This is a genomic window from Streptomyces sp. NPDC057302 (assembly GCF_042667685.1).
Classification (GTDB): domain Bacteria; phylum Actinomycetota; class Actinomycetes; order Streptomycetales; family Streptomycetaceae; genus Streptomyces.
Genome location: NZ_JBHUZJ010000094.1, coordinates 1 through 21,061, shown reverse-complemented (window position 1 = coordinate 21,061; position 21,061 = coordinate 1). Strand labels below are relative to the sequence as shown.

At 69.6% G+C, this 21,061-nt stretch carries 13 protein-coding genes, 1 tRNA gene and 1 rRNA gene; 3 read left to right on the top strand and 12 right to left on the bottom strand.

Features of this window, described 5'->3' with window-relative positions; genetic code table 11:
- Positions 1-16 precede the first annotated feature (16 nt).
- Together ACFUPX_RS38680 and ACFUPX_RS38675 are read left to right on the top strand one after the other, a co-directional pair.
- On the top strand, positions 17-817 hold the full coding sequence (locus tag ACFUPX_RS38680) for an Fpg/Nei family DNA glycosylase (RefSeq protein WP_383333407.1): 801 nt from the start codon (positions 17-19) through the stop codon (positions 815-817).
- A 95-nt stretch (positions 818-912) separates the two neighbouring features.
- Complete coding sequence (locus ACFUPX_RS38675; RefSeq protein WP_383333405.1) at positions 913-1,770, top strand: SDR family NAD(P)-dependent oxidoreductase; 858 nt, start codon at positions 913-915, stop codon at positions 1,768-1,770.
- Positions 1,771-2,392: 622 nt separating this feature from the next.
- Here ACFUPX_RS38675 and ACFUPX_RS38670 read toward each other — a convergent pair.
- The 9 genes from ACFUPX_RS38670 to ACFUPX_RS38630 form a co-directional block, all read right to left on the bottom strand.
- Complete coding sequence (locus ACFUPX_RS38670) at positions 2,393-2,863, bottom strand: Dps family protein (RefSeq protein ID WP_383333403.1); 471 nt, start codon at positions 2,861-2,863, stop codon at positions 2,393-2,395.
- A gap of 264 nt (positions 2,864-3,127) precedes the next feature.
- Positions 3,128-3,502: a helix-turn-helix domain-containing protein gene (locus ACFUPX_RS38665; RefSeq protein WP_160507571.1), complete on the bottom strand. Its 375-nt coding sequence runs from the start codon at positions 3,500-3,502 to the stop codon at positions 3,128-3,130.
- A 109-nt stretch (positions 3,503-3,611) separates the two neighbouring features.
- Entirely contained in the window at positions 3,612-4,235 is a 624-nt protein-coding gene (locus tag ACFUPX_RS38660; protein ID WP_383333429.1) for a CinA family protein, read from the bottom strand.
- Positions 4,235-4,948 (bottom strand): CDP-diacylglycerol--glycerol-3-phosphate 3-phosphatidyltransferase, encoded by a 714-nt coding sequence (gene pgsA, locus ACFUPX_RS38655; RefSeq protein ID WP_383333401.1) that lies wholly within the window; start codon positions 4,946-4,948, stop codon positions 4,235-4,237. The genes ACFUPX_RS38660 and pgsA overlap by 1 nt, the downstream gene beginning before the upstream one ends.
- Positions 4,945-6,438: a 30S ribosomal protein S12 methylthiotransferase RimO gene (rimO, locus tag ACFUPX_RS38650; RefSeq protein ID WP_383333399.1), complete on the bottom strand. Its 1,494-nt coding sequence runs from the start codon at positions 6,436-6,438 to the stop codon at positions 4,945-4,947. Before rimO ends, pgsA begins: the two co-directional genes overlap by 4 nt.
- Before the next feature lie 84 nt (positions 6,439-6,522).
- Positions 6,523-7,440, bottom strand: coding sequence for a helix-turn-helix domain-containing protein (locus ACFUPX_RS38645; RefSeq protein WP_383333397.1), 918 nt, complete (start codon positions 7,438-7,440; stop codon positions 6,523-6,525).
- A gap of 188 nt (positions 7,441-7,628) precedes the next feature.
- A complete protein-coding gene (locus tag ACFUPX_RS38640; RefSeq protein WP_383333395.1) occupies positions 7,629-10,439 on the bottom strand; it encodes a DNA translocase FtsK in 2,811 nt (936 codons plus the stop codon).
- A gap of 138 nt (positions 10,440-10,577) precedes the next feature.
- Positions 10,578-11,261 (bottom strand): two-component system response regulator, encoded by a 684-nt coding sequence (locus tag ACFUPX_RS38635; RefSeq protein WP_160507566.1) that lies wholly within the window; start codon positions 11,259-11,261, stop codon positions 10,578-10,580.
- Between the two features lie 244 nt (positions 11,262-11,505).
- Complete coding sequence (locus ACFUPX_RS38630) at positions 11,506-17,013, bottom strand: HAMP domain-containing protein (RefSeq protein ID WP_383333392.1); 5,508 nt, start codon at positions 17,011-17,013, stop codon at positions 11,506-11,508.
- A gap of 273 nt (positions 17,014-17,286) precedes the next feature.
- Between ACFUPX_RS38630 and ACFUPX_RS38625 the strand changes: the two genes are divergently transcribed.
- Positions 17,287-19,950: a SpoIIE family protein phosphatase gene (locus tag ACFUPX_RS38625; protein WP_383333390.1), complete on the top strand. Its 2,664-nt coding sequence runs from the start codon at positions 17,287-17,289 to the stop codon at positions 19,948-19,950.
- A gap of 89 nt (positions 19,951-20,039) precedes the next feature.
- Here the strand turns inward: ACFUPX_RS38625 and ACFUPX_RS38620 are convergent.
- The 3 genes from ACFUPX_RS38620 to rrf all read right to left on the bottom strand — a co-directional run.
- A tRNA-Thr gene (locus ACFUPX_RS38620) sits at positions 20,040-20,112 on the bottom strand.
- Positions 20,113-20,198: 86 nt separating this feature from the next.
- On the bottom strand, positions 20,199-20,861 hold the full coding sequence (locus ACFUPX_RS38615; protein ID WP_383333388.1) for a DegT/DnrJ/EryC1/StrS family aminotransferase: 663 nt from the start codon (positions 20,859-20,861) through the stop codon (positions 20,199-20,201).
- Positions 20,862-20,975: 114 nt separating this feature from the next.
- Positions 20,976-21,061, bottom strand: a 5S ribosomal RNA gene (gene rrf, locus ACFUPX_RS38610); the annotation flags it as partial.

Below are 21,061 nucleotides of genomic sequence, written 5' to 3'. Positions count from 1 at the left end.
ATGCCACCCTGGACCCATGCCCGAAGGCGACACCGTCCACCAGGCAGCCCGGCGTCTGCACACCGCCCTCGCCGGGCACACCGTCACGCGCTCCGACCTCCGCGTCCCGAAGCTCGCGACCGTCGACCTCACCGGGCGCACCGTCCTGGACGTCACCCCGCGCGGCAAGCACCTCCTCACCCGCTTCGAGGGCGGGCTCACCCTGCACTCCCATCTCCGCATGGACGGCTCCTGGCGGGTGTACGCCCCCGGCGAGCGCTGGAGCGGCGGCCCCGGGCACCAGATCAGGGCGATCCTGGGCAACGCCGAGCGCACGGCCGTCGGCTACCGCCTGCCCGTACTCGAACTCCTCCGCACCGCCGACGAGGACAAGGCCGTGGGTCACCTGGGCCCCGACCTTCTGGGCCCCGACTGGGACCCCGAGCGGGCCCTGGGCAACCTCTTGGCGGCCCCCGACCGAGCCCTGGGCGAGGCCCTGCTGGACCAGCGCAATCTCGCGGGCATCGGCAACGTCTACAAGAGCGAGCTCTGCTTCCTCCTGAACGTCACCCCCTGGCTCCCCGTGGGCGACCTCCCGCCCGAGACGGCCGACCGCATCCCCGCCCTCGCCAAGAAGCTCCTGGAAGCCAACCGCGACCGCTCGGCGCGCACCACCACAGGCCGCGACCGCCCGGGCCAGCGCCTGTACGTCTACGGCCGCAGAGCCCGCCCCTGCCTGCGCTGCGGTACCCCCATCCGCCTGGGGGAACAGGGCGACGGCTCCCGCAGCCGCCCCACGTACTGGTGCCCCACCTGCCAACAGGGTCCGACCCCCTGACCCCGGCAGCGCCCCGAAACCCCACCCCCACGCTCCTCCAGCCCACTCCCACCCACTAGTTGACGCCCCGTCAGGTACCGCCGTACCGTCCCGTCATGCCCCTCACGGCGTACGACCTCAGCGGACGCACCGCATTCGTCACCGGCGCGGCCAGCGGCATCGGCAGAGCCTCGGCCGTACTCCTCGCGGAAGCGGGCGCCACCGTCCACTGCGCCGACCGCGACACCCAGGGGCTCCACGAGACGGCCACGCTCATCAAGACCGCGGGCGGCACCGCGCACACGCATCCCCTGGACGTGGCCGACAGAGCCCAGGTCGACCAAGCCGTCGCGGCCGCCACCGCGGCCACCGGACGCCTGGACGTCATGGCCGCCATCGCCGGGATCATGCACAGCAGCCCGGTCCTGGAGACCCACGACGAGGACCTCGACCGGGTCCTGAACATCAATTTCAAGGGCGTCCTGTACGCCTGTCAGGCCGCGGCCCGCGCGATGATCGCAGCGAACACCAACGCCGGCCCTAGCGTCGGCACTGACACCGGCACTGACACCGGCACCGACCACCCCAGTACCGGCAACAGCAACAGCACCGGCGGCAGCATCATCACCATGGCCTCAGGCGCCGTGGACACCGGCGGCCCCGGCCTCCTCTGCTACGGCGCCGCGAAAGCCGCCGTCGTCCAGCTCACGAAGACCCTCGCCACCGAGGTGGGCCGGCACGGCATCCGCGTGAACGCCGTGGCCCCGGGCTGGATCCGCACCCCGATGACCGACCGCCACGACACCGACGCCCAGGCGCACACCGAGGGGCTCATGATCCGCATGTCCCCCCTGGGCCGTGTAGGCGAACCGGAGGACATCGCACACGCCGTCCTGCATCTGGCATCGGACGCGTCCGCCTTCACGACGGGCCAGATCCTCCGCCCGAACGGCGGCGTCGCCATGCCTTGGTGACCGCGCCACCGGCGGCCTGAGCGACCGACTTGACCGCACGCCCCCCAGACCACCGCGGGGCACCGTCCGACCGAGGCGCACCGCCCAACCTAGGCGCACCGTCCGACCTAGGCGCACCACCCGCCCCCGGCGCACCGCCCACCCGAGGCGCACCACCCGGGCCCAGCGCACCACCCGCCCCCAGCGCACCGCCCGCACCATCCGGCCGCCGGGCCCGCTCCCTGGAGCGCACCGCCGCGCCCACCGCCCGGGACTTCGGCACACAGTGCACCGGCAGCAGGCTCAGCCCCCACCCACCGGCGGCGACGGCACCCTCCAGGACCCCCGCGTCAGGCGCGAGGGCCAGCCGCAGCACGCCCCACCACCAGAGCACACCGAGCGCCAGAGCCGGCGCCCACCGCACGACTCTCCATGCCACGGTCACCACCTCCACCTGAGGTTCGACACCCGGTCGACGCTAGACGCCCGGCTCCACGGGGCGGGAGGGCGCACCACAGCGCGCACGAGGCACGCCCACCGCCCACTGCCCGCTATCCGCTATCCGCCGCCCAACGGGCAGCCACCCACCACCCCACCCTGATCAACCGCTCTCGCGGCGTCTCGGCGCTCACATCCGCCAGGATCAGCCGTTCTCCGCCTGGAACATCCAGTGATGCTTCTCCAGGTCGGCCGTGATCCCGATGAAGATGTCCTGGCTCACCGGATCCGCATCGCCGGTCGCCGCGACCCGCTCCCGCATCCGCGTGATCACCGCACCGAGCGCGTCCACCAGCGCCCCCACCGCGTCCGCGTCCTTGACCCAGCCGTCGGCGACCTCGGCGATGCCGCTGCTCCGCGCGACGGTCGCCGCGCGGCCGTCGGGCGAGACGCCGAGCGTGGAAGCGCGCTCGGCCACCGTGTCGGAGTGCGTCCGCGCCGTGTCCACGACCTCGTCGAGCTGCAGGTGGACGGAGCGGAAGCGCGGGCCCACCACGTTCCAATGGATCTGCTTGGCCACCAGGGAGAGGTCCACCAGGTCCACGAGCGCCCCCTGCAGGGCGTCCGAGACCGTCTTCAGATCCGCATCGGACAGAGGGCTCTTCACGACGTACATCCAGCCTCCAAGGCTCACGAACCCCCGTAATCGAAAATCCCCACCAACAATGGCACAAGTGCACCAATCGGGGCATCTCCGGTCAGACAGAGGAGGCGCCCTCCGGCACCCGGCCCCGGACCCGACCCCGGCACCCGGCACCCAGCCCCGGACAGACAAAGCCCAGGCAGCAAAAAGCCCCGGCCAGTAACCCGGCCGGGGCTCCCACATCACACACGCGTCTAGGCGCTCAAGCAGCGCGCACAGTCAACGCACAGCGCAGCGTCACGCGGCGACGACGTCCACCGCCTCCGCAGGCGCCTTGATCGTCACCCGTTCCGGCGGCACACCGCTCACCGAGACGGAATTGAGCATTGGGCGAACCGGTGCGCGCACCGGTTCCGTAGCCGCTGCCGACGCAGCCAGTTCGGCGAGAGAGAGCTCATCGCTCACCTCGCGCATGAGCTCGGACATCCGTACGTCAAGCGCGTCGCAGATCGCGGAAAGCAGCTCGGAGGATGCCTCCTTCTGCCCCCGCTCCACCTCGGAAAGATAGCCGAGCGAGACTCGGGCGGACGAGGAGACTTCGCGCAGAGTACGGCCCTGGCGCTGGCGCTGCCGACGCAGCACGTCACCCAACAGGCGACGGAGCAGAATCATCGGTGGCTCCCTCCTCGGACCGCGTAGCCGCATCCTTCACGCCCCACCGTACCGCCTCGCGCGGCGGCCGTGCGGGGAGCGATGTCGTGTTCACTCAGGGCTGCAAACATCAATTCCCCCCGTTCTGTTCCGTATCCTGTGCCCGCCCATTCCCGGCACGTTCGCCGGACAGCCGCTCGAGCAGCAGCGTGAGCACGCTCCGTACACTCTCCATACGGATGTCCGAACGCCCACCGTTCAACCGCAGCGCGGCCACTTTCCCCTCAGAGCGAAGCGCTGAAACCGGTCCATGGACCGCCACGAAGACGGTCCCGACCGCCTGTCCGTCCTGCGGATCCGGCCCCGCGACGCCCGTGGTGGCGATCCCCCAGTCCGCGCCCATGACCTGGCGCACACCGGCCGCCATCTGCAGCGCCACGTCGGCATCCACCGCACCGCGCTCCGCCAACAGAGTGCCGTCGACCCCGAGCACCTCATGCTTCAGCTCGGTCGCGTACACCGTCACGGACCCCCGGAAGACCCGCGAGGCCCCCGGTACCGCCGTCACCTCGGCGGCCACCAGACCGCCGGTGAGCGACTCGGCGACGGCGAGCGTCTCGCCCCGCGCCGCAAGAAGCCGCAGAACCTCCGCGGCCGGGCCGCCGACCAGCCCGGCGGACGCCACGACGCCGACTGCGGCAGCGGGCACGCCACCGACTCCCGCAGACACCACCGCGCCGTCCCCCGCCGACATCACGTCGCCGACTCCCGAGCCCCTTCGCCGGAGGCCGCGGCGGAGTCGGCCGCTGCTTCCGCCACTGCCGCGAGGCCGATGCGGCGCAGCACGACGGCCTGCCGTACGTAGTCGAGGGCGGTCACCACGGTCAGGACGACGGCGACCGCCATCACCCAGAACCGCAGCGTGGCGAGCGGCCCGGTCAGCGCCAGGACGTACATCCCGGCCGCCGTGCCCTGCCAGAGCGTCTTCATCTTGCCGCCGCGGCTGGCCGGAATGACACCGAAGCGGATCACCCAGAACCGCATCAGTGTGATGCCGAGCTCACGCCCGAGAATGACGCCCGTCACCCACCAGGGCAGATCGCCGAGGTAGGACAGGCAGACCAGCGCGGCGCCCATGATCGCCTTGTCGGCGATGGGGTCGGCGATCTTCCCGAAGTCCGTGACCAGGTTGTACGTACGCGCCAGGTGCCCGTCGAACAGGTCGGTGATCATGGCGACGGCGAAGGCCGCCCAGGCCCACGCACGCCAGGCCGGGTCGTACCCGCCGTCGGCGAGCAGCAGCATCACGAAGCCCGGCACGAGCAGCAGCCTGATCACGGTCAGCAGGTTGGCGACGTTCCACACGCTGGCCTGATTGACGGCCGCAGCGCCCAACTTTCCACCGCGCACCGGCTTGGCGCCCTGCGCGCCGGAGCCGCCCGCCGCGGATGCCGGGACTCCGGTCATCTGCGCGCCTCCTCGGCCGGAATCCGGGGCGAGCCCCCCAGAATTTCGCTGTACTCAGCCACCAGGTCCACGCCTTCCGTGCCGACCACCTTTGCCACGACCATACGACCGACCTGCAGGTCGTCCCCACCCGTGGCACCCACGAAGCGGATCTGGCCGTCCGTCTCGGGCGCCTGGTGGGCTGCCCGGCCGATCGCGCCGTCCTCGTCGTCCACGGACTCCACGAGCACCTCGACGGTCTCACCGAGACGCTCGTCGGCGCGCTGCGAGGTCAGCTCCTCGGCGAGCCGCGAGATGCGCGCGAGCCGCTCGTCGACGACGTCCTGGTCGAGCTTCTTGTCGTACGTCGCCGCTTCGGTGCCCTCCTCGTCGGAGTACCCGAAGACGCCGATGGCGTCCAGCCGCGCACCCGTGAGGAAGCGCTCGAGCTCGGCCACGTCGGACTCGGTCTCGCCGGGGAAGCCCACGATGAAGTTGGACCGCACACCTGCCAGCGGCGCCTTGGTCCGGATGGTGTCGAGGAGCTCGAGGAACCGGTCGGTGTCCCCGAAGCGCCGCATCGCCCGCAGCACGCCGGGAGCGGAGTGCTGGAAGGACAGGTCGAAGTAGGGGGCGACCTTCTCCGTGGAGGTCAGTACGTCGATGAGTCCGGGGCGCATCTCGGCGGGCTGGAGGTAGCTGACGCGCACCCGCTCGATCCCGTCGACGGCGGCCAGCTCGGGAAGGAGCGTCTCCAGGAGTCGGATGTCGCCGAGGTCCTTGCCGTACGAGGTGTTGTTCTCGGAGACGAGCATGACCTCCTTGACGCCCTGCTCGGCCAGCCAGCGCGTCTCGCCGAGCACGTCCGAGGGGCGCCGCGAGATGAAGGACCCGCGGAAGGAGGGAATGGCGCAGAAGGAGCAGCGGCGGTCGCAGCCGGAGGCCAGCTTCACCGAGGCGACGGGGTTGGTCCCCAGGCGCCGGCGCAGCGGTGCGCGCGGCCCCGACGCGGGCGCGAGGCCGTCGGGCAGGTCCACGGGCGCGTGGCCGGGCAGCGCGACGTCGGAGCCCGCCTCCTGCCGCTCCGCGGGACTGATCGGCAGCAGCTTGCGCCGGTCGCGCGGGGTGTGGGCCTCGACACTGCCGCCGCTCAGGATGGTGTTCAGACGGCTGGAGATGTCGGAGTAGTCATCGAAACCGAGGACTCCGTCGGCTTCGGGCAGGGCTTCGGCGAGCTCCTTGCCGTACCGCTCGGCCATGCAGCCGACGGCGACGACGGCCTGGGTCTTGCCGTGCCCCTTGAGGTCATTGGCTTCCAGGAGGGCGTCGACGGAGTCCTTCTTGGCGGCTTCGACGAATCCACAGGTGTTGACTACGGCGACGTCCGCGTCTTCGGCGGCCTCGACGAGCTGCCAGCCGTCCGCCTCCAGGCGGCCTGCCAGCTCCTCCGAGTCCACCTCGTTACGGGCGCAGCCAAGAGTGACAAGGGCGACGGTACGGCGTTCGGGCATGCTTCCAAGACTACTTTGTCCCTGCCCGGGCCCCCGCCGCGAGGGTCCGGGCACCCGTCGACACGGGCTCAACCGGTCTCGGGCTCAGCCGACCTCGGGATCGCCCTTGGTGTAGGAGAGCCGCTCGACCTGGCCGGGCTCGAACTCGTTGTCGACCGCCTTGCCGTTCACGAACAGCTTGATCGCGCCCGCGTCGCCGAGGACCAGGTCGATCTTCTGCTGGTCCTGGAAGGTCTTCGACTTGCCCTCTTCGAGGACGCCGTCGAAGAGCGTCCGGCCGTTGTGGTCCTTGGCCGAGATCCAGCTGCGGCCGTCAGGAGCGCTGACCTTGACCGTGACCTTGTCCTTGGGGGCGCCGGCGATCGCGCTGTCCGACGGGTCGGGCTTCGGGTCGGCGGGCTTGTTCGGTGCCGGCTTCGTGGCGGGCTTGCTGGTCGCGGGGGTGGCACCCTCGGCGACCTGCGACTTCGACCCGTCGTTCTCGTCTCCTCCGCTGAACGCGGTGAAGCCGACGAAACCGATCACGGCGACGATCGCCGCGACCATGGCCGCGGTCCAGTTCGGGCGGCGCGGATCGGACCTGATGCGCTCGGCCTCGAAGAGCGGCGCCGCAGGGGTGGGCGCCGGCGGGTGCCCGCCGTGCGCCGCGTCGTACTGGGCCAGCAGAGGGGCGGGATCGATCCCCACGGCGCGTGCGAGCGTCCGGATGTGGCCGCGGGCGTACACATCGCCGCCACACCGGGAGAAGTCGTCCTGTTCGATCGCGTGCACGATCGGGATGCGCACCCGGGTGGACGTACTGATCTCGTCGACGGTCAGGTCCGCGTCGATGCGTGCCTGCTGCAGCGTGCGCCCGATCGAGGGCCGGTCGTCAGCCGGATTCTCGGCTGCCGGGGCGTCCTCAGCCGGGCTCTCGGCTGCCGGACGGCTCTCGGCGGTCCGGTCGTCTGTGGGTCGGTGGTCTGAAGGGCGGTCGTCTTCAGGGGAGTTGCCGATGGACACGGGGGCGCCTTTCGAGCGTGTAGCCACCTGCCGGATGTTCAGTCTAGGGGGGTTCGAGAAAGGTGGGGCAACTGGGCGAGGGACTTTGTACGCCATCGGAATGGCCGGACATCCTGATGGTGGGGCATGGTGCTGTCCCTCCCCTCAACTTGACGTTCGCCGAAGAGAAACGGTTGCCTGCCGCACCCTTATGGGTGAGCCTCCCCCCGGATCACGGCAAGCACGCCATCCAGTTCATCGCCCTTCACATGAACGTCACGAGCCTTGGAACCCTCACTGGGGCCCACGATGCCGCGCGATTCCATGAGGTCCATGAGCCGTCCGGCCTTCGCGAAGCCGACCCGCAGCTTGCGCTGAAGCATCGACGTGGACCCGAACTGAGTGGAAACCACCAGCTCAGCGGCCTGGCACAGCAGATCGAGGTCATCGCCGATGTCCTCGTCGATCTCCTTCTTCTGCTTGGTTCCCACGGTGACGTCGTCCCGGAAGACGGGCGCCATCTGGTCCTTGCAGTGCTGGACGACCGCGTGGATCTCATCCTCGGTGACGAAGGCGCCCTGCATACGGGTGGGCTTGTTCGCGCCCATCGGCAAGAAGAGGCCGTCACCCTTGCCGATCAGCTTCTCGGCGCCCGGCTGGTCGAGGATGACGCGACTGTCGGCGAGCGAGGAGGTGGCGAAGGCGAGCCGCGAGGGCACGTTCGCCTTGATCAGACCGGTCACGACGTCCACGGAGGGCCGCTGTGTGGCGAGCACCAGGTGGATGCCCGCCGCGCGCGCGAGCTGCGTGATGCGCACGATCGAGTCCTCGACGTCGCGCGGGGCGACCATCATCAGGTCCGCGAGCTCATCGACGATCACCAGGAGGTACGGATAGGGAGTGAGCTCCCGCTCACTGCCCTCGGGCGTCTTGAGCTTCCCGTCGCGGACGGCCTTGTTGAAGTCGTCGATGTGCCGGTAGCCGAACGCCGCCAGGTCGTCGTAGCGAAGATCCATCTCGCGTACGACCCACTGGAGCGCCTCGGCGGCCCGCTTGGGGTTGGTGATGATCGGCGTGATCAGGTGCGGGATGCCCTCGTACGCGGTGAGCTCGACGCGCTTGGGGTCGACGAGGACCATCCGTACGTCCTCGGGGGTCGCCCGCATCATGATCGACGTGATCAGGCAGTTGATGCAGGACGACTTTCCGGAACCGGTGGCTCCGGCGACCAGGATGTGCGGCATCTTCGCCATGTTGGCCATGACGTAGCCGCCCTCGACGTCCTTGCCGAGCGCGACCAGCATGGGGTGGTCGTCCTCGGCCGCGTCCGCGAGACGCAGCACGTCGCCCACGTTGACCATCTCGCGGTCGGTGTTCGGGATCTCGATGCCGACCGCGGACTTGCCGGGGATGGGGCTGATGATGCGGACGTCGGGGCTGGCGACCGCGTACGCGATGTTCTTGGCCAGCGCCGTGATCTTCTCGACCTTCACGGCCGGGCCGAGCTCGATCTCGTACCGCGTGACGGTCGGGCCCCGCGTGAAGCCGGTGACGTCCGCGTCGACCTTGAACTCGGTGAAGACATTGCTGAGCGAGGCGACGACCGTGTCGTTCGCGGCACTGCGGGTCTTGCCCGGACCGCCGCGCTCCAGCAGGTCCAGCGAGGGCAGCGAGTACGTGATGTCCCCCGCGAGCTGCAGCTGCTCGGCGCGCGGCGGAAGATCCCGCGGCGTCTCCGGAGGGGCCTTCGTCAGGTCCTTCGCACCGGAGCCGGACGTGTCGCGGAGCTCCCCCGGCTTCTTGCGGAGCACTCCGGGCGGCGGACTGTCCGTCGCGCGCGCGGTCGGTACGGGGGCGGAGCTCTCCGCGGCCGGGGCCGGGACGGAGCTCTCGGCGGACTGCTCTTCGCGCTTCTCGGTGACGCCCTGCGTGAGGTCGGCGACCAGCGGCGACGGCGGCATGCCGTGCAGGACGGCGCCGTCAAGGGCCGCGGCGGCAGCGGCCGCCACGTCCACCGCGTCCATCGGCCGCTCCAGGGAGGGCTGTGAGGCCCTGCGGGGCCTGCGCCGACGGGTGAGCGCCTCTTCCTCCGCCTGGTCCGGTGCGTACGCCTCAGGAGCCTCGCCGCGCCTGCGTGAGCGGGCGGGCAGCGCCTCGCGCCACTGATCCTCGTACCGGTCGTCGTCCGTGTAGTCGCCGTGCTCGCCGTATTCGCCCTGCACTGCTTCGGGCTCCGCCTGGACGATGCCGAGCTTGGTGCCGAGCAGCCGAAGCCGCTGCGGGATGGCGTTGACGGGCGTCGCCGTGACCACGAGCAGCCCGAAGACGGTCAGCAGGACGAGCAGCGGTACGGCGAGGACCTCGCCCATGGTGAAGATCAGCGGGGTGGACGTGGCCCAGCCGATGAGGCCGCCCGCGTCCCTTATGGCCTCCATGCCGTCCGCGCGGGCGGGCGAACCGCAGGCGATGTGCACCTGGCCGAGCACGCCGACCACGAGCGCGGAGAGGCCGATCACGATGCGGCCGTTCGCCTCGGGCTTCTCGGGGTGCCTGATGAGGCGTACGCCGATGACCGCGAGCAGTATCGGAAGGAGCAGATCCAGGCGGCCGAACGCGCCCGTCACGAGCATTTCGACCAGGTCGCCCACAGGACCGCGCAGATTCGACCACGTGCCCGCGGCGACGATCAGCGCGATGCCGAGCAGCAGCAGCGCGACGCCGTCCTTGCGGTGCGCCGGATCGAGTCCCTTGGCGCCTCGCCCTATGCCGCGGAACAGCGCGCCCACACTGTGCGCGAGACCGAGCCAGAGGGCGCGCGCGAGGCGGTACACGCCGCCCGTGGGACTGGGCGCCGGTTTGGGCGCGGGCTTTTTCGCCACGGCTTTCTTGGCGGGCGCCTTCTTCGCCGGAGCCTTCTTGGCGGGCGGCTTCTTGGCGACGGCCTTCTTCGCCGGAGCCTTTGTGGGCGCGGCCGCCTTCTTCGCGGGCGTCTTCTTGGCTGCGGACGGACGTGAGGCCATGGGTCTGAGGTTACCGGTGGAGGCCACCGCGGACACGTGTGCCCACTGCTTCACCCTTTTGTGTCGCCCTTGCGGGGGCGGTGAACTGACGGATGTTCACCGCCGCCGCTTCGGCTGCTGCCCGGTGTCCGCGCCGGCTCAGCTCTGTGACGACACCGAAGGGGCACCGCTGCCGGTGCCCGGCTCCAAGGCGTCAAGAGCCCGCCGCAGGCCGGTGAGTTTGCGTTCGAGATGGGCCGCGGTGGCCACGGCGGCGGCGTCCGCCGAGTCGTCGTCGAGCTGTTTCGACAGCGCCTCCGCCTGTTCCTCCACCGCCGCCAGGCGTGCGGAGAGCTCCGCGAGAAGCCCCGCGGGCTCCTTGGCGTCGCCCGCCGCGGACTTGCCCCCGCCTTCGAGCTGGAGACGCAGCAGCGCTGCCTGCTCCCGCAGTTGGCAGTTCTTCATGTACAGCTCGACGAAGACCGAGACCTTCGCGCGCAGCACCCACGGATCGAACGGTTTCGAGATGTAGTCCACCGCACCCGCCGCGTAACCCCGGAACGTGTGGTGCGGACCGTGGTTGATGGCGGTGAGGAAGATGATCGGGATGTCCCGGGTCCGTTCTCGCCGCTTGATGTGCGCGGCCGTTTCGAAACCGTCCATGCCTGGCATCTGGACATCCAGCAGAATGACCGCGAAGTCGTCCGTGAGTAGTGCTTTGAGCGCTTCCTCCCCGGACGATGCCCGTACCAGGGTCTGATCGAGCGCAGAGAGGATGGCCTCCAGCGCCAGCAGATTCTCCGGCCGGTCATCGACCAGGAGGATCTTGGCCTTCTGCACCATGGCCCGCCCTCCTCGCCCCGGCGGTACACCGGGTGCCGCCCCAGGGGACGACTCCCTTACGCCGTCCGTCCTTGTGCCGGTCATGGTAGCCGCACCCCGCCTGTCGCCACACCCTGTCACCGCGATGTCACTGTGCACGTAGCAGAAACGCGGTGGGAGACCAGAAGGTTCCCCGAATACCGTGGTTCTACACGGCTTCGGCCACACTCTGTCAGCAACTCCGCGTAATGACGCCTCTTCTCGGTCACTCCCCGCGCATCCACTGCTCCATCACCGAGAGCAGATGATCGGGGTCGACCGGCTTCGTAACGTAATCGGAGGCTCCGGAGTCGATCGCCTTCTCCCGGTCGCCCTTCATGGCCTTCGCGGTGAGCGCGATGATCGGGAGCCCGGCGAACTGAGGCATCCTTCGGATCGCCGTCGTCGTCGCGTACCCGTCCATCTCCGGCATCATGATGTCCATCAGGACGACCGTCACGTCGTCGTGCTGCTCCAGGACTTCGATGCCCTCACGGCCGTTCTCGGCGTACAGCACCGAAAGCCCGTGCTGTTCCAGGACGCTGGTGAGCGCGAACACGTTCCGGATGTCGTCGTCGACGATGAGCACCTTCTCGCCGCCGAAGTGATACCCGGGACGCACCTCGGGCGCCTCCTGGCTCGTCGCCGCCCACTGCTCCTGGGACCGCTGCTCCGCGGTCGGCCCCTGCCCCGGCAGGACCGGCGGCTGCTCCGAGGAGGCGTGCGCGGCACGCCTGCGGCGCCTGAAGAGCGTGCCGGGGTCGGGTACCGCGTCGAGCTGCGGCGCCGGCGCCGGCTCGCTCTGGGGCGGCTGCTCGGCCGTGGAGGGACCCTCCTCCAGCGCGGGCCGCGCGACCGTTCCCGGCAGCGGGGACAGCTGCGTGTAGCCCTGGGGCGGCAGTTCGCTCGGGTGCAGCGGCAAATAGAGCGTGAACGTCGAGCCGCGGCCCGGTTCGCTCGCCGCATGGATCTCTCCGCCGAGCAGCCGCGCGATCTCCCGGCTGATGGAGAGCCCCAGGCCCGTGCCGCCGTACTTCCTGCTCGTCGTGCCGTCGGCCTGCTTGAACGCCTCGAAGATGACCCGCATCTTGCTGCCCGCGATCCCGATGCCGGTGTCGCTCACCGAGAAGGCGATCAGATCCGCGTCCGCGTCCCGCAGCGAACCCGCCTCCAGGAGCTGTTCGCGGATGGCGTTGGGCACATCGGCGTTCGCGTGCCGGATCACCAGCTCGACCGCTCCGGAGTCGGTGAACTTCACCGCGTTGGACAGCAGGTTGCGCAGGACCTGAAGGAGCCGCTGCTCGTCCGTGTGCAGGGTCGCGGGCAGCTCCGGAGACACGCGTACGGAGAAGTCGAGCCCCTTCTCCGCGGTCAACGGCCGGAAAGTGGCCTCTACGTAGTCCACGAGCTGGACGAGGGCGATGCGCGTCGGGGAGACGTCCATCTTGCCCGCCTCGACCTTCGACAGGTCGAGGATGTCGTTGATGAGCTGCAGCAGGTCCGAGCCCGCCCCGTGGATCGTCTCGGCGAACTCCACCTGCTTGGGGGTGAGGTTCGCGTCGGCGTTGTCGGCGAGCAACTTGGCCAGGATCAGCAGGGAGTTGAGCGGCGTACGCAACTCGTGCGACATGTTCGCCAGGAACTCGGACTTGTACCGCATGGAGACGGCGAGCTGTTCGGCGCGCTCCTCCAGAACCTGCCTGGCCTCTTCGATCTCGGTGTTCTTGACCTCGATGTCGCGGTTCTGCTGGGCGAGCAGCTCGGCCTTCTCCTCGAGTTCGGCGTTGGAGTCCTGCAGTGCCTTCTGCCGGTTCTCCAACTCCGCCGAGCGCTCCCGGAGTTGCTCAGTGAGTTCCTGCGACTGCCTGAGCAGCACCTCGGTCTTCGTATTGACGCTGATGGTGTTGACGCTCGTCGCGATCATCTCGGCGATCTGGCTGAGGAAGTCCTTCTGGATCTGCGTGAACGCCTGGAAGGCGGCCAGCTCGATCACGCCGAGGACGGTCCCTTCGAAGAGCACCGGAAGCACGATCACCTGGGCGGGCGGCGCCTCACCGAGGCCGGAGGCGATCCGCAGATAGCCGGACGGCGCGTTCTCCACGAGGATCGTGCGCCGCTCCTGCGCGGCCGTGCCGATGAGTGTCTCGCCGGGCCGGAAGGACGTCGGCATCGAGCCCATGGAGTAGCCGTAACTGCCCATCATGCGCAGTTCGTACGCGTCCCCCTGCTCGGCACCGGGCTCCGCGCTCTCGTCCGTGGGCAGCGCCAGGAAGAAGGCACCGTGCTGCGCGGAGACCACCGGCGTCAGCTCGCTCATGATCAGCGAGGCGACGTCCGCCAGGTCGCGGCGGCCCTGCATCAGACCGGAGATGCGGGCCAGGTTGCCCTTGAGCCAGTCCTGTTCCTTGTTGGCCAGGGTGGTGTCGCGGAGGTTCGCGATCATGGAGTTGATGTTGTCCTGCAGCACCTGGATCTCGCCCGCCGCGTCGACGTCGATCTTCAGGTTCAGGTCGCCGCGCGTCACCGCGGTGGCGACCTCGGCGATGGCGCGCACCTGCCGGGTCAGGTTTCCGGCCATCTCGTTCACCGATTCGGTGAGGTCGCGCCACGTCCCGTCGACGTCCCGCACCCGCGCCTGACCGCCCAGCTGCCCTTCCGTGCCCACCTCGCGGGCCACGCGCGTGACCTGCTCGGCGAAGGACGACAGCTGGTCGACCATCGTGTTGATGGTGGTCTTCAGCTCCAGGATCTCGCCCCGGGCGTCGATGTCGATCTTCTTGGTCAGGTCGCCCTTGGCGATCGCGGTGGTGACCATCGCGATGTTGCGGACCTGGCCGGTGAGGTTGGAGGCCATGCCGTTCACGGACTCCGTCAGGTCCTTCCACGTACCCGAGACTCCGGGGACGCGGGCCTGGCCGCCGAGGATGCCGTCGGTGCCCACCTCGCGGGCCACCCGGGTCACCTCGTCCGCGAACGAACTCAGCGTCTTCACCATCGTGTTGACGGTGTCGGCGAGCTGCGCGACCTCGCCGCGCGCCTCGACGGTGACCTTCTTGGTGAGGTCTCCGTTGGCGACCGCCGCCGCGACCTGGGAGATGTTGCGCACCTGGCCGGTCAGATTGTTCGCCATCAGGTTGACGTTGTCGCTGAGGTCCTTCCAGGTGCCGGTGACGCCCGGGACCCGTGCCTGGCCGCCCAGATTGCCCTCGGTGCCCACCTCGCGGGCCACGCGGTTGACCTGCTCGGCGAAGTTCGAGAGCTGGTCGACCATCGTGTTCACGGTGGTGACGAGTTCGAGGATCTCGCCCTTCGCGTCAACGGTGATCTTCTTGGAGAGGTCGCCCATGGCGACGGCCGTGGTGACCTCGGCGATGTTGCGGACCTGAAGGGTCAGGTTGTTCGCCATCCCGTTCACGGACTGCGTGAGGTCCTTCCAGGTGCCGGAGACACCCTGCACCTCCGCCTGGCCGCCCAGGATGCCGTCCGTGCCCACCTCGCGGGCCACCCGCGTCACCTGCTCGGCGAAGGCCGAGAGCTGGTCCACCATCGTGTTGAGGGTGTTCTTCAGCTCCAGGATCTCGCCCCGGGCGTCCACGTCGATCTTCTGCGACAGGTCACCGCGGGCCACCGCCGTCGCCACCTGCGCGATGTTGCGCACCTGAGCGGTGAGGTTTCCGGCCATGCCGTTCACGGAATCGGTCAGATCGCGCCACACACCGGCCACACCGGGCACCTGCGCCTGACCGCCGAGACGGCCCTCCGTGCCCACCTCGCGGGCCACGCGGGTCACCTGGTCCGCGAAGGCGGAGAGCTGGTCGACCATCGTGTTGATGGTGTTCTTCAGCTCCAGGATCTCGCCCCGGGCGTCCACGTCGATCTTCTGCGACAGGTCGCCCCGCGCCACCGCCGTCGTGACCTGGGCGATCTGACGCACCTGCGACGTCAGGTTCCCCGCCATGAAGTTGACGGAGTCGGTCAGTTCCTTCCAGGTGCCGCTGACACCGTCCACGCGCGCCTGGCCGCCGAGGCGTCCTTCGGTGCCCACGTCGCGTGCCATCCGCGTCACCTGGTCGGCGAAGGACGACAGCTGGTCCACCATCGTGTTCACGGTGTTCTTCAACTGAAGCATCTCGCCGGAGACGTCGACGGTGACCTTCTGCGACAGATCACCGTTGGCGACCGCCGTCGTCACCTGCGCGATGTTGCGGACCTGGCCCGTGAGGTTGCGGAAAGCGGTGTTGACCGAGTCCGTCAGGTCCTTCCACGTACCGGCCGCGCCCTGGACCTGCGCCTGGCCGCCGAGCTCACCCTCGACACCGATCTCCCGCGCCACCCGCGTCACTTCGGCACCGAAGGCGGAGAGCTGGTCCACCATCGTGTTCACGGTGTTCTTCAGCTCGAGCATCTCGCCCGCGACATCGACGGTGACCTTCTGCGACAGATCACCGTTGGCGACCGCCGTCGTGACCGTCGCGATGTCCCGCACCTGCGTGGTGAGGTTCCTGAAGACCGTGTTCACCGAGTCGGTGAGGTCCTTCCACGTCCCCGCCGCGCCCGGCACGTTCGCCTGACCGCCCAGCTGCCCCTCGGCGCCGACCTCGTTCGCGACGCGGGTGACCTCGTCCGCGAACGTACGCAGCGTCTCGGTCATCTGGTTGATGGTCTCGGCGAGTTGGGCGACCTCGCCGCGTGCGCTCACCGTCACCTTCTGGGACAGATCGCCGTTCGCGACGGCCGTCGTGACCTGGGCGATCCCACGCACCTGGGCGGTGAGGTTGCCGGCCATAAGATTCACCGAGTCGGTGAGGTCCTTCCACACTCCCGCCACACCCGGCACCTGCGCCTGGCCGCCGAGCTCGCCCTCCGTGCCGACTTCGCGCGCGACGCGCGTCACCTCGGACGAGAACGACGAGAGCTGGTCCACCATCGTGTTGACGGTGTTCTTCAGCTCCAGCATCTCGCCGGCGACGTGAACCGTCACCTTCCGGGACAGATCACCCTTGGCGACCGCCGTCGTGACGAGAGCAATGTCACGTACCTGCGCGGTGAGCCGGTACGCCATGGTGTTCACCGAATCCGTGAGATCCTTCCACGAACCGGACATTCCGCGAACCCGGGCCTGGCCGCCCAGCTTGCCTTCGGTACCGACCTCGCTGGCCACGCGCGTGACCTCGTCGGTGAACGTCGAGAGCTGATCGACCAGGTTGTTGACCGTCCTGCCGACCTTCAGGAACTCCCCGCGCAGCGGATGGCCGTTCCCCTCGTCCGCCTGCGCCCGCAGCTCCATCCGCTGCTCCAGGTCGCCCTCGGCGACCGCGGAGAGCACCCGCCCGACCTCGGAGACAGGGCGTACGAGATCGTCGACGAGGGCGTTCGACGCGTCGATCGCCGCGGCCCACGAGCCCTCACTGGCGCCGGTCTCAAGGCGCTCCGTGAGCTTTCCCTCACGTCCGACCATGCGCCGCACCCGCGAGAGCTCACCCGTCAGATGCAGATTCCGGTCGGCCACCTCGTTGAAGACGGCGGCGATCTCGGACATGACGTCGTCACCGGAGACCGTGAGCCGCTTGCGGAAGTTTCCGTCCCGCATGGCAGCGAGGGCCGCGAGCAGCCTGTTCAGGGCCGCCGTGTCCACCGACGTAGTCGCCCCATGGCGCGGTTTGCGCTGTTTACTCTGGGACTGTCCGTCTTTCGCGCGCGTTTTAGTGCCCCGCGTCGCTGCGCCAGACTCCACTGTGTCCCTCCCGCAAGGGTCGACCGTACTGCTCGGGTTACCTGGGCTCTCTCCAAGAAGCTTGCCCAGTGTTTCACCATGGCTGAACCAGGCCATAACAGTTCGGCAGCTTCGCACACCGTCCGCACACCCTCCGGGCGGAAACACTGACGACCGGCATCAGCATGGACGGCGAAGGTAAGTAACCTGGCATCCGGCTGTCCAACCACCTCGGTCCTGCCCGGCCTGGGCGGTGGCACACGTACAAGCGGGCATCGGAGGGGCGGCCGCACCATGGTGGGAGATCTGGGCGTCGATACTCGTACGAGGAGTTCTGTGATCACCGCGCGCGCGGCTGCGACTTTCGACCCCGTCGGGCGTTCCGTCGCGACGGCACGCTCCTTTGTCCGCGACACCCTCCAGGGCTGGGGGTTCACGGACATCGTCGACGACGCCGTCGTCCTCACCAGCGAGCTCGTCACCAACGCCGTGGTGCACGCCGGAACCGCCGCGGACGTCCTCTGTCTGCGCAGCGACGACGCCGTACGCATCGAGGTCTCCGACCACTATCCGGAACGCGAGATCCCGCTCCAGCAGTCCGCCGTGAACATGGGCAACCCGGACCGCGAGGGCGGCCGCGGCCTCCAGCTGTGCGCGGCGCTCGCCACCCGCTGGGGCGTCGACTACACCCCCACGCAGAAGCAGGTCTGGTTCCAACTCGACCTCCCCGACCGCTCGGTGGGCACCCGCGCCGCAGGACCCGCGCTCCCCGCCGAGCTGCTCCCGCTCACCGACGGCAGAGTCCGCGTCGCCGTCGTCCAGATCGACCGCGTGGGCGCGATCTCCGCCTGGAACGAAGACGCGGAAGAGCTCTTCGGGTACGCCGCCGAACAAGTAACCGGCAAACCCCTCACCGACTTCGCCGCCTGGCCGCACACCCCGGGCACCAGCACGGGCATCGTGGAAGCGCTCCAACTCTCCCGCTGGGAGGGCAGTTACGGCATCCGCGGCTCCGACGGCCGCGTGACCCCCGTCTACGCCTCGCACCTGCGCGTGCGCGACACGGACGGCGAGCCCTCCACGGTCTGCCTGCTCGTACGCGACGACGAGCGCGCCGTCCTGCAGACCCCACTGCGCGGCCCCGCCCCCGAGCCCGGGACGCTCACCGAGTCGCACACCGCCGACCCCTTCGAGGTCTTCATCGGCTCCCCGGCGCCGGACGACCTCGACGGTCTGCTCCAGCGCACGGTCGAGCGCGCCCGCGACATGCTCGACGGCGACGCCGCCTTCCTGCTGCTCGCCACGGACGACGAGACGGAGCTGGAGGTCCGCGCCTCCACCGGCCTGCCCTCCGCCCGCCAGCGCTTCGCCCGCGTCCCCGTGGAAGCGGGACCAGGACGCTACGGCTCCGCGCGCATGCCGGCCGTCCACGAGGACCTCACGGTCGTCCCCGGCGCCGTACCGCTCCTCAGCGGCACGGGCATGCGCTCCGTCGTCACGGTCCCCCTCAAGGTCGAGGGCCGCCTCACGGGCTCCCTGGGCGTCGCCGCCGAGTCCCCCGACCGGTACTCGAACGAAGAGGCCCTGCGCCTCCAGTTCGCCGCCGACCGCATCGCCCTCGCCGTCGAGTCCGCGCGCCTCGGCGAGCTGGAGCGCCTGCGCCGCGGCTCGCTCTCCTTCCTCGTCGAGGCCTCGGACCTCCTCGCGGGCACCCTGGACCGCGACCAGACCCTGGCCCTCATGGCCCAGATGACGGTCCCGACGCTCGCCACCTGGTGCGCGGTCTACACGATCGCCGACCAGTCGTCCGAGCCGTATCTCTCGTACGTCCTCCATGAGGACGAGGAGCGCATCGACGGCCTGAAGGCGCTCCTCTCCAAGATCGCCCCTCCTGACCCCGTACCGACCCCCGGAGCCCGCGTCTGGGCCGCACCCTCGGAAGCCGCCCACCAGGCCGCCCTGCGCACCTCCATGCGCAGCCTCGGCCTCGGTGAGCCCATGAGCCTGGGCGCGGGAATCGGCACGACGCTCTCCACGGCATCGGCGGTGGGCGGCGAGACGGTCGTCCTGCCCCTGGTCGCCCGCAACCGCGTCATCGGCATGCTCACGCTGGGTAAGCCCTCCGACGAACACTTCCGCCAAGAGATCCTGGAATTGGCCGAAGATCTCTCCCGCCGAGCGGCCCTCGCCCTGGACAACGCCCGCCTGTACTCGGAGCGCATGGCCATCAGCCAGTCCCTCCAGCGCAGCCTGCTGCCTCCGGGGCTCCCGCAGATCCCGGGCGTCGAGGTCGAGGTCATCTACCGCGCGGCCGGCGAGGGCAACGAAGTCGGCGGTGACTTCTACGACCTCTTCCCGATCCGCGACGGCGCGTACGGCTTCGCGATCGGCGACGTCTGCGGCACGGGCCCCGAGGCCGCAGCGGTCACCGGCCTCGCCCGCCACGCCCTGCGCCTCCTGGCCCGCGAGGGCTTCGGCGGCCCCGCGGTCCTGGAGCGCCTGAACGCCGCGATCCTCGACGAGGGCGCCCGCAGCCGCTTCCTCACCCTGCTCTACGGGGAGTTGTGGCCGCAGGAGGACGGCTCGGCGGTCCTGAAGATCGTCTGCGCCGGCCATCCGCTCCCGCTCCGTCTGCGCCAGGACGGCACGGTCGAGCCGTACGCGGAACCGCAGCCGCTGCTCGGCGTCATGGAGGACCTGGAGCTCTACGAGCAGACGATGACGCTCGACCCGGGCGACGTCCTGCTCTGCGTGACGGACGGAGTCACCGAGCGCCGCGAGGGCACCCGCATGCTCGGCGACGACGGCCTGGCGGACGTCCTCACCACGTGCACGGGCCTCACCGCGGGAGCGGTCGCCGCCCGCATCATGCGCGCGGTGGAGCGCTTCGCGACGGACGCGCCCTCGGACGACATGGCGATCCTCGCGATGCGGGTCCCCGGCCTCCAGAAGGACTGACCGAGAACCTCTCCCGGGGGCCCGACGGCCCCCGGGAAACAGAAAAGTCCCCGCCCAACTGGGCGGGGACTTTCCCGACTTACTCTCTGAGCCCCCAAGCGGAATCGAACCGCTGACCTTCTCCTTACCATGGAGACGCTCTACCGACTGAGCTATAGGGGCCTGTTGCGCTTTCGCGGTTTCCCGCGTGGCAACGGAATAAAGCATACCCCGAACTCGCGTCTGATCCGAATCGCCATGAGTGCCCTTCAGAAGGCGGGCTGCAGCAGCCCTCCGAGCGCATTGCACGCCGATACGACCCGCTGGAGTTGGCGCCGCGACATCGACGCGTCGACCGGCAGCGCCAGCGTCTCGTCGGCCGCACGCTCGGTCTCCGGCAGGTGGACGTCCCGCCAGAACTTCGGCGTGCGATGAGCGGGCGTCTTCACGGGCACCCGGCAGTCAATTCCCTTGGACCGCACGGCACGTGCGAACGCGTCCCGGTCCGGCCGCCCGTTCCCCGGCACCCGCACGACGTACTGCTGGTAGCTGTGCCCCTCGACGCCGTCCGGGGTGATCACACCACCGAGCCGCCCGCTGAGATAGGCCGCGTGCGCCCGCCGCTGCGCGAGTTCGTCGTACGGTGCGTCCGACTCGCCCTGCTCAAGTACGAGAAGGCCGTGCCGCTGGCCGACGTCCCGAAGCCGCCTGACGTCGGCGGGGTGCCCGAAGCGGTGGACGACGGCCAGAGCGGCCGTACGGGAGGTCACGGCGGCGGTCACCGCGTCAGGATCAAGGCAGTACGTCGTGCGGTCTATGTCCGCGAACACGGGCACGGCCCCCGCCAGAACCACGGCCTCGGCGATCTCGACGTTTCCGTACGCCGGCACGATGACCTCGTCACCGGCACCGACACCTGCGGCTCGCAACATGCCAACTGTCTGCATGGCTCCGATGCTGGCGGCGGAACGTGAACGGCAAGTGACGCAAAACAAAAAAGAGCTGGTCCCTGAACCGAAGTTCAGGGACCAGCTCTATTAATAATAGTTCGGCGGCGTCCTACTCTCCCACAGGGTCCCCCCTGCAGTACCATCGGCGCTGTGAGGCTTAGCTTCCGGGTTCGGAATGTAAC